The 8,770-nt window shown below is 50.0% G+C and carries 6 protein-coding genes; 5 read left to right on the forward strand and 1 reads right to left on the reverse strand.

Annotated features, from left to right (window positions below):
• Positions 1–51 precede the first annotated feature (51 nt).
• From F4X88_02825 to F4X88_02845, 5 genes are all read left to right on the forward strand, one after another.
• Positions 52–1,023, forward strand: coding sequence for a Gfo/Idh/MocA family oxidoreductase (locus F4X88_02825; protein MYA55206.1), 972 nt, complete (start codon positions 52–54; stop codon positions 1,021–1,023).
• Positions 1,024–1,196: 173 nt separating this feature from the next.
• Positions 1,197–2,186 carry a Gfo/Idh/MocA family oxidoreductase gene (locus tag F4X88_02830; GenBank protein MYA55207.1) on the forward strand — a complete coding sequence of 330 codons (990 nt, stop codon included), beginning with the start codon at positions 1,197–1,199 and terminating at the stop codon, positions 2,184–2,186.
• Positions 2,187–2,248: 62 nt separating this feature from the next.
• Complete coding sequence (locus tag F4X88_02835) at positions 2,249–4,666, forward strand: hypothetical protein (GenBank protein MYA55208.1); 2,418 nt, start codon at positions 2,249–2,251, stop codon at positions 4,664–4,666.
• Positions 4,667–4,734: 68 nt separating this feature from the next.
• Positions 4,735–6,093: a sulfatase gene (locus F4X88_02840; protein MYA55209.1), complete on the forward strand. Its 1,359-nt coding sequence runs from the start codon at positions 4,735–4,737 to the stop codon at positions 6,091–6,093.
• Positions 6,094–6,211: 118 nt separating this feature from the next.
• Entirely contained in the window at positions 6,212–7,180 is a 969-nt protein-coding gene (locus tag F4X88_02845) for an AAA domain-containing protein (GenBank protein ID MYA55210.1), read from the forward strand.
• Positions 7,181–7,184: 4 nt separating this feature from the next.
• On the opposite strand, the gene argG is transcribed toward F4X88_02845, so the two are convergent.
• Positions 7,185–8,423, reverse strand: coding sequence for an argininosuccinate synthase (gene argG / locus F4X88_02850; GenBank protein MYA55211.1), 1,239 nt, complete (start codon positions 8,421–8,423; stop codon positions 7,185–7,187).
• Positions 8,424–8,770: the final 347 nt, after the last annotated feature.

Genomic DNA, 8,770 nt, shown 5'->3' on the forward strand with positions numbered 1-8,770 from the left:
CGGTGTTTCCGCCCCGCACTAAAGCACGGGGTTTCCACACCCAATACTTTGATGAAAGAAATTAAAATCGGGTTTATCGGATGTGGTGGCAATGCGAATGGGCACATGAACCAATTAGCCGGAATTGAAGGCGCAAGCGTTGTGGCTGTGTGCGACGTTCAAGCGGAACGGGCGCAAAGTGCAGCCGAGAAACACGATGCTGATCCCTATACCGCGCATCAAGCCCTGCTCGAACGCGATGATTTGGATGCCGTTTATCTGAGCCTCCCCGTTTTTGTTCACGGACAACCAGAATTTGATGTTATTGAACGAGGCTTGCCATTCTTTGTTGAGAAGCCTGTTGCTATCAGTATGGAGATTGCCCGTGAGGTTGAAGCAGCGGTGGCAGACGCCGGACTCATAACATGTGTCGGTTATCAACTCCGTTACCTCGGTTCGACTAAAATAACGCAGCAGCTCCTGCGGGAACGAACGATTAACATGATCGTTGGTAAGTACTGGTGCAGCACAGGACATGGGGATCCAAATGCTTGGCTCCGCCAGATGAACAAATCTGGGGGTCAACTTGTCGAACAAGCGACACATACGATCGACATGATGCGCTACATGGGCGGAGAAGTGGAGACTGTCTATGCGATGCAGGCGAATCGGTTTCTCAAAGAGACGAATTGTCCCGATGCCAATAGTGTCGCGCTCCAGTTTGCGAGTGGTGCCGTTGGTTCGTTGACAGCTACTTGGGCGTATGCGGGGGACTGGTCGAACGCGAATATTCTGGATTTATTGTATGAGGGGGAGTTGTTGAATTGGAATCCATCACGGGTCTTGGTCCAAGAAGATGGCGAATGGGTGGATAAGACAGAACCGAGCCCAACAATTGATGAGGTGTTCGTGGACGCAGTGCGAAGGGGTGATGGTTCTTCAATTTTGAGTCCTTATAGCGATGCGGTTCAGACATTGGCAATATCGCTGGCAGCGAACCAATCTGCGCAAGAAAACAGACCTATCGCCATCTCAGATCTTTAATTTATGTCCGTCTGGGCATGCTTCCAAATGTAAAGCAAAGACAAACTATGCCATTTAAGGAGAACCTAATTTCATTACGGCACGGGTTCCGGTTAAGTCGCGGCCAACCTGATAAATTGTACGTTCTTAGGGCGCGCCTTTTGGTATCACCCCAACAATAGAAGGCAAGTTTTATGAATAATAAAAAGTATCGTGTAGCAATCGTCGGATGTGGCGGAATCTCTAACGCACACGCCAACGCGTGGCGAAATTTACCAGAAATTGAAATTGTAGGTGCCTGTGATGAGAAGCTTGAACCGCTGAAGCGTTTTGCTACAGAATATAACGTTGAGAATACCTACAACGATCTTCGACAAATGCTGGAGAAACAGCAACCCGATGTCTTAGTGGTTGCAACGTGGCCCTCGAATCATCTGAAAAATGTTCTGGAGGCAGTTCGGTGCGGCGTCAAAGGTATTCTTGTTGAGAAACCGATTACGGTTAACACGACGCAATTGGAACAGATGATTCAGGTTACGGAACGCGCCAATATCCGATTAATGGAAGCCTTTATGTATCGACACCATCCGTTGACCCTCGCCGTGAAACAGAAGATTGAGGAAGGGGCGATCGGAGAGGTTCGCTATGCCCGTTCTACTTTTTCAACAGGACTCACAGACCGACGCAATTGGCGATTAAGAGGCGATCTCGGCGGGGGTGCTGTCATGGATTTAGGGTGTTATTGCATCAATATCATCCGCTATCTGGTTGGGCGAGAACCGCAGTCGGTTTGGGCAACTGGTAAGTTTGAGCCGGTTAATAACGTCTGGGAAACGCTGATTGGAACCTTGGACTTTGGTGATGGTCTTACCGCGCAATTGGATTGCAGTTTTGGATGGACGTGGCGCGAATCTTATGAGGTCGCTGGCACAGATGGAACGCTCTTTGTTGAGAGTGCGTGGGGTAATTCGGAGGGTGAATCCCATTTTATTGTAAACGGCGAAACTCTTCGTGTTGCTAACGGTGTGAATCCTTACGCCGCTGAGATTCTGGATCTCTGTCGGGCAGTGGATACGGGTGTCCCAACGCATTTACCCATATCGGACGCGCTTGGAAATATGCGTGTCATTGACGCATTACACGAATCTGCGGGGACAGGTCAGTGCATCAAGATCCCTGTGTAAAGACTGGAGAATAGTAGAAAACCTGCGCAAAGCGTGAAGTCCAGGAGGCCATAAATCAAAAAATGTTTGAAAAAATGATGAAGTACCCCATTGATGTCTTCCGCGAGGGAAACTTCTCGTTTGGGGTGCCATTGCCAGGGCTTCTTATAGCGGTTCTACTGGTCGCGCTGTTAGCTGCCACGATATGGGCATATCGGAGCACGCAAGGACGCACGCAACGCGTCTTCCGGGGTTTTCTCATCTTTCTCCGTACGATTGTCCTCTGTCTGCTTGCTTTCTGCCTCCTTAAACCTTTTCTCACGATTTATCAAACAAACCCTGATGATTCCCATCTGTTGGTGATGATGGACCGGTCGAAAAGTATGCAGATTACCGATTCTGCGGATTTAGTGCCACGACTGCGCCACGCTAACGATTTACTCTTTTCGGAAGAAGAGGGCCTCCTTGAAAAACTAAATGCGAAATTCAAAGTAAGGTTCTTTGCGTTTGATACCACGGCAAAACGGGTTCCAAACGAGGCGTTGACCCGCGCAGCGGGAGAAAGTACGGATATTCCACAGGCGTTAAACGAAGCCCTTGATGACTTGCAGGGAATTCCACTCTCGGGTGCTGTGCTGTTGACTGATGGTGTGGACAGAAGTGGGGTTGATGTCGCAAAGTTTGCAATGCAAATCCGAGAACGGAAACTGCCTATCCATACAGTTGGCATCGGTGCAGAAGAGGGTAATCCAGATTTGGAGATCGTTAAGGTGGATGTGCCTCGGACCGCAGAGGAGGATTTTCCTGTTGAGGTATGGGCAACGCTAAAACGGAAGGGATTCAAAGGGAAGCGGGTGAACGTCCAATTAACAAGCAACGGACGTGTCCTGAAAACGGAGTCCGTTGATATGGATGAAGGAACTTCTTGGATGTCCCAGCTCGGCGGGACAGATTCAGCGTCTGACACCAAGACAGAACGCATCCTGCTTAAATTTACGCCGCGTGAAGCCGGTACCCAAAAATTTGAAGTCCATGCAGCGTTAGACGAAACGGAAGCCGTTCCACAAAACAACACAAAAACATTTTTACTCAAGGTCGCACCTACCAAACGCGTAAAAATCTTGTTTGTTGATGGTAGACCGCGTTATGAATTTGGCTTTATAAAGCGTGCCTTGAAAAACGATCCGAACATCCAATTAACAGATCGGTTCTTGAAGGGTGTCACTGCGGGGCGTCCAGCATACGGCGGCACGCGCGCCGAGGCATCACACGATTTTCAATTTTATCCAGACGATAAGGAGATGCTTTTTGACTTTGATGCCATTATTTTAGGTAACGTGGATGCGTCCCAATTTACACTTGCGCAGCTGGAGAATACAGTTGAGTTTGTGCGCACCCGAGGCGGTGGACTGCTGATGTTGGGGGGTTCCAACTCTTTAGGTAACCACAAGCTTTCGGCGTCCTATATCAACACGCCAATTGCGCAATGTCTCCCTGTAGAATTGGAGCTTGGATCCCCGCCGCCTCCATTAACACCGAGGCGTATCGGTGGGTCGGTCAGGCGTTCGCAGTCTACTGGGGATAAAGGCTATAAATTGCAACTCACACCGGAGGGGAAAGTCGAAACTTTGATGGCTTTGGCGGATATGCCTACCGATAATTTGGAACGTTGGAAAATCTTGCCTACATTGAAGGGATACAGTAAGGTGAAACGTGCCAAAGCAGGTGCCCTTATTTTAGCAGAACACCCAACCGATCGAAATGAGTTCGGCAAACGCATTCTGATCGCAACGCATAATTACAACGCTGGACGCGTGATGGTATTCACGCCGCACACCTCTTGGCGCTGGCAGATGCTCCCTTCTCACGACGATGGAGATCAACGATTCTGGCACCAAGAGGACAGTCCGGAGCGGTTCTGGCGACAGGTCGCGAAGTGGCTGACGACTGCCCCGAAGGAACATATTAAACTCGATGTCGCAAAAACGGCTTACGCGTTGAAAGAACCTGTCGTCATTGAGGTTACTGCTACGGATCCAGAGTTTCAGTTGACAAACAGTGCGAAAATTCGAGCCGTGGTTCTTGATGCGTCAGGGAAACGCAGGGAGTTAAAACTGGAACAGGTTCTCGGTAAAGACGGACTTTACACGGCGCGTTTTATTCCGAATCGTTACGGCGAATACACCGTCACGGCAACGGGAACTCTCAATGGCGAAAACTTAGGCGAACAACAGACCCTTTTTGAGGTAAAAACATCGGACGCTGAATTTAGCAATGCGGAGCTGAACGTCGCGCTTCTCAAAACGCTTGCTGAAGGGAGCGGCGGAAAGTATTACACCCTGGAAGAGGCACCCCAACTTGTGAATCAGATCCCGCTTGTGGAAAGTGCAACATCAAAGATTACGGATGTCGATATTTGGGATATGCCCTTAATTTTCGGATTGGTTATCGCGCTGCTTGGGTTCGAGTGGTTTTTGCGGAAACGGGGTGGGTTGATTTAGCAGAAAGAGGTTCTCTTTTTCACTTGATAAACGGAACGTTCAATAGTAAATATTTATTGAGGAGCCCTATGAACAATTCCCATAAAAGCGTCATGTTCGTCATTGCTGACGACTGGAGCCGTATCGCGAAATGCTACGGAAATGAGGTCATCCGAACCCCGCATATCGATGCGTTTGCGGAACGCGGTGTTGTGTTTGACTACGCATTCTGTACAAGCCCCTCGTGCGCCGTGAGTCGCGCCTGTATTCTCACGGGACAACACAGCCATACACACGGACAATACGGACACTGCCACGGTATTCACGGATTCCGCACACACGCGTATATGCAATCGGTGCCGAAAATTCTGAAGGCACACGGATTTTCGACGGCATGCCTCGGTAAAAAACACGTTGAACCTGAAAGTGTTTATCCTTTCGATTTTGAACCGAAAGTTGATCCCCGTAGTCCTGTAGACATGGCGGCGAAGGTTACAGAATTTCTCAACGAGGCTGCGGATACGCCCTTCTATCTTCACATCGGTAGCAGTTATCCCCATAGGGCAGGTAAAGGCTTCGGAAATGACCGAACGCATTCCGGCATTGAACCCTCTCCTTACACGCCTGACGAAATCATTGTCCCGAATTTCCTGCCGGACGTGCCCGCTGTCCGTGAAGACCTCGCTGATTATTACGAGAGTGTTTCGCGGTGGGATGCTGTCGTGGGTGCGGTTCTGGAGGCACTTGACGCTTCGGGACGCGCGGACGAAACCCTCGTCTTTGTTACGACGGATCACGCGATGCCGTTTCCGGGTGCGAAGGCATCCAGTTTTGATAGCGGACATCACTGTCCACTCCTCATCGCCAGTCCGACCCAACAGAAACGCGGTTTCCACAATCAGGCACTCATCAACTGGGTAGATTTCTGTCCAACAATGTTAGAGTGGTGCGGGGTTGCACATCCTGACGGGGCAGATGCGCTTCCCGGTAAATCGTTGCTGACTGTCCTTGAGGACGATAGTCCCCACCCGGGTAATGGCGATTGGGAGGAAACCTATTTTTCTCACTGTTTCCATGAAGTGACGAATTACTATCCGTATCGCGTGCTGCGGGGTAGAAGATATAAATACGTCCGAAATCTGGCATATCAGTTGGAGACACCTCTCCCAAGCGACCTATTCCGGTCAATCTCATGGACAGCGGTTCGGAACGACAACGTCCAGCAACTCGGTGAACGGCAACGGACGGAATTTCTACAGCAGCACCGTGAGGCTTTATTTGATATGCAGAACGATCCAGCGGAGTCTCGAAATCTCATTGACGTCTCGGCGTTACAAGACATCGCTAATGAGATGCGGCAAAAGGTTATCGAATTCCGTCAGAAAACCGAGGACCCGTGGCTTGAGCAATCCTTCCAAGAAGGCGAGACAGGTCCGTTTTTCACTTAATAGCCATCAGCCAAGGAAATGGAGGACGGATAGGAGGAATGGAACCCGTTAATTTCAAAACTCACTTCATTACTCCGCAAGGTAAAATTAAAAATTGAAAAATTACGATTTAGAAGCGATGAATGCTCGCATCCAGGCGGATAGTGGGCTTATACAGCAGATTCTCACGGAGACGGGGAAAGTCATTGTCGGGCAAAGTGCCCTGTTAGAGGGGTTAGTGATAGGGTTGCTCTGCAACGGGCATATTCTCCTTGAAGGGGTCCCTGGACTCGCGAAGACGACTGCTGTGAGTGCCTTGGCACAGACGATAGACGCTTCTTTCAATCGCCTTCAGTTTACACCCGATCTGCTTCCTGCTGACCTCGTCGGCACGCTTATCTACGATCAACAAAAGAGCGATTTTTACACGAAAAAGGGACCCATTTTTGCCAACATTATCCTCGCAGATGAGATAAATCGAGCACCTGCTAAAGTGCAAAGTGCCTTACTTGAAGCGATGCAGGAGCGGCAGGTAACAATCGGTGGGACGACTTATCCGCTTGACGATCCGTTTCTTGTTCTGGCGACGCAAAATCCGATTGAGCATGAAGGCACCTATCCGCTCCCTGAAGCACAGGTAGATAGATTTATGCTCAAGATTAAGGTTAGCTACCCCTCGCATTCAGAGGAATTGCAAATTCTCCGACGGATGACGACTGAAGAGATCTCAACGATTCAACCCGTGATTTCCCCTGAAGATATTATCCGATTCCGAGAGGTCGTCCGGAACATCTATATGGCAGCGCAGTTGGAGAATTATATTGTCGATTTGGTGTGTGCGACGCGGGCACCGGAAGCGTATCAGTTAGATGAACTCAGCACGCTCATTGAATACGGGGCTTCACCGCGTGCGACCATTTTTTTGGCGTTTGCTGCGAGGGCACGGGCGTTCCTCTCTCAACGCGGTTATGTTACGCCGGAAGACATCCACACAATCGGCATGGATGTCCTGAGACACAGGGTGATCATCAGTTACGAAGCAGAGGCGGACGGACGTGATGTTGAGAGTATTATTTCGCAGGTATTCGCGAAGATTGAAGTGCCTTGAACATCTATTCCTGTGTCTGTCCAGCGACAGCCGATGCCCTTGCCCCTACGCCGAGGACGGCTAAGAATCCTTCCGAATCTGCGTGGTCAAAGTCGCCAATCGCTTCCATAGAGGCGGTCTCTTCGGAGTAGAGCGAGTGGGGCACACCGCCTGCTGCATAGAAAGCGACGTTCCCTTTGTAGAGTGCGACTGTGAGGGTTCCACTCGCTAAGTTCGTGAGCGGCTCAATAGAAGATAGGAGTGCTTGCGTGGCAGCATCGAACCAGTAGCCTTCATAAATTTGCTCGGCAATTGTGGCGGCTACACCTTCAAAGTGTCGGCGAGCGCGCCTATCTAAAATCAGTTGGAGCAGGAACTCGTAACACTTCCCAAGCAACTCCATCCCCGGAGATTCATAAACGCCACGGCTCTTAATCCCGACGAATCGATTTTCAACGGTGTGAATACCAATCCCGATACCATTTCGTCCACCGATGCGATTTGCCTCTAATAGACCTTGGAGGGGTGTAACGGGACTCCCGTTGACCTCAACAGGTGTTCCCCGCGCAAAGGTGACTGTAAAGTGCTCCACGTCCTCAGGTGCGTCTTTTGGATGGACTCCCATGCCAGGGGTAATAAAGCCTGCCGGGGTTTTCAGCGATTCGAGGTGTCCGGCTTCATGTGTGAGCCCCAAGAGGTTGGCGTCGGTTGAGTAGGGTTTCTCGTGTGTCGCAGTAATCGGTAGGTTATGTGCTTGACAGAAGTCTATCATCTCTTTCCTGCCACCGAACACCTTGAGGAAGTTCGGATCCCGCCAGGGTGCGTAGACAGCGACGTGTGGATTGAGCATATTGGTGGCGAGTTGGAATCGGACCTGATCGTTGCCTCTACCGGTTGCGCCGTGTGTTAAGACAGTGATGCCGCGTTTTTCCATCTCCGGCAGGAGTGCCTTCACGGTGACATGCCTTGCAATGCCGGTCGTATTCCAATACCCGCCTTCATACATGGCTTGGCACTGGACGAGTCGGATACCGGCTTCTGCCAGGGCGTCTTTCGCGTCGACAATAATGGCGTCTTCGGCACCGCATACCAACATCCGTTCCCGAATTTCGGAAACGTCCCGTTCGTCAGGTTGCCCGAGGTCTGCCGTAAAACAGACGACTTTGACACCGTTGTCGACCAACCATTTGGTGATGGTGCAGCTATCCAAGCCACCCGAAACAGCGGCACCCACTGTTTTTCCTTTTAAGGTATCAATATTCAAAAGCAGTCTCCAAGATATTATGTGTTAAGCTATAATAGCTAAAGTTTGGACAATTTTAAGAATTAAGGTGTTTGAAAGCAGAAAAGCAGGTATCCTTTCATAAACACACGTTGTTTTGAAAGGATGATAAAAAATGCACCTGCTTCTCCACTTAGAGAGTATTCTATCGGAGTTTCGGTTTATGTTCAACTCCCAAAACTTCGCGCTTTTTCAAGCGTTCATCTATGGGTTTATTACCCACACAGGTTCTGGTACCTTGACCCAGCTTTACCAAGCGAGTGGTTCCCAGACTCGGTATGGGTCTTTTCCAAAGTTCCTTTGCAGAGGGAGCTGGGACCCTGATGCTG

This window comes from Candidatus Poribacteria bacterium (genome assembly GCA_009839745.1).
GTDB lineage: Bacteria > Poribacteria > WGA-4E > WGA-4E > WGA-3G > WGA-3G.

Excerpts from the sequence above, each read along its gene's own strand:
- F4X88_02825 (MYA55206.1), top strand. The coding sequence starts at position 52 with ATGAAAGAAATTAAAATCGGGTTTATCGGATGTGGTGGCAATGCGAAT.
- F4X88_02830 (MYA55207.1), top strand. The coding sequence starts at position 1,197 with ATGAATAATAAAAAGTATCGTGTAGCAATCGTCGGATGTGGCGGAATC.
- F4X88_02835 (MYA55208.1), top strand. The coding sequence starts at position 2,249 with ATGTTTGAAAAAATGATGAAGTACCCCATTGATGTCTTCCGCGAGGGA.
- F4X88_02840 (MYA55209.1), top strand. The coding sequence starts at position 4,735 with ATGAACAATTCCCATAAAAGCGTCATGTTCGTCATTGCTGACGACTGG.
- F4X88_02845 (MYA55210.1), top strand. The coding sequence starts at position 6,212 with ATGAATGCTCGCATCCAGGCGGATAGTGGGCTTATACAGCAGATTCTC.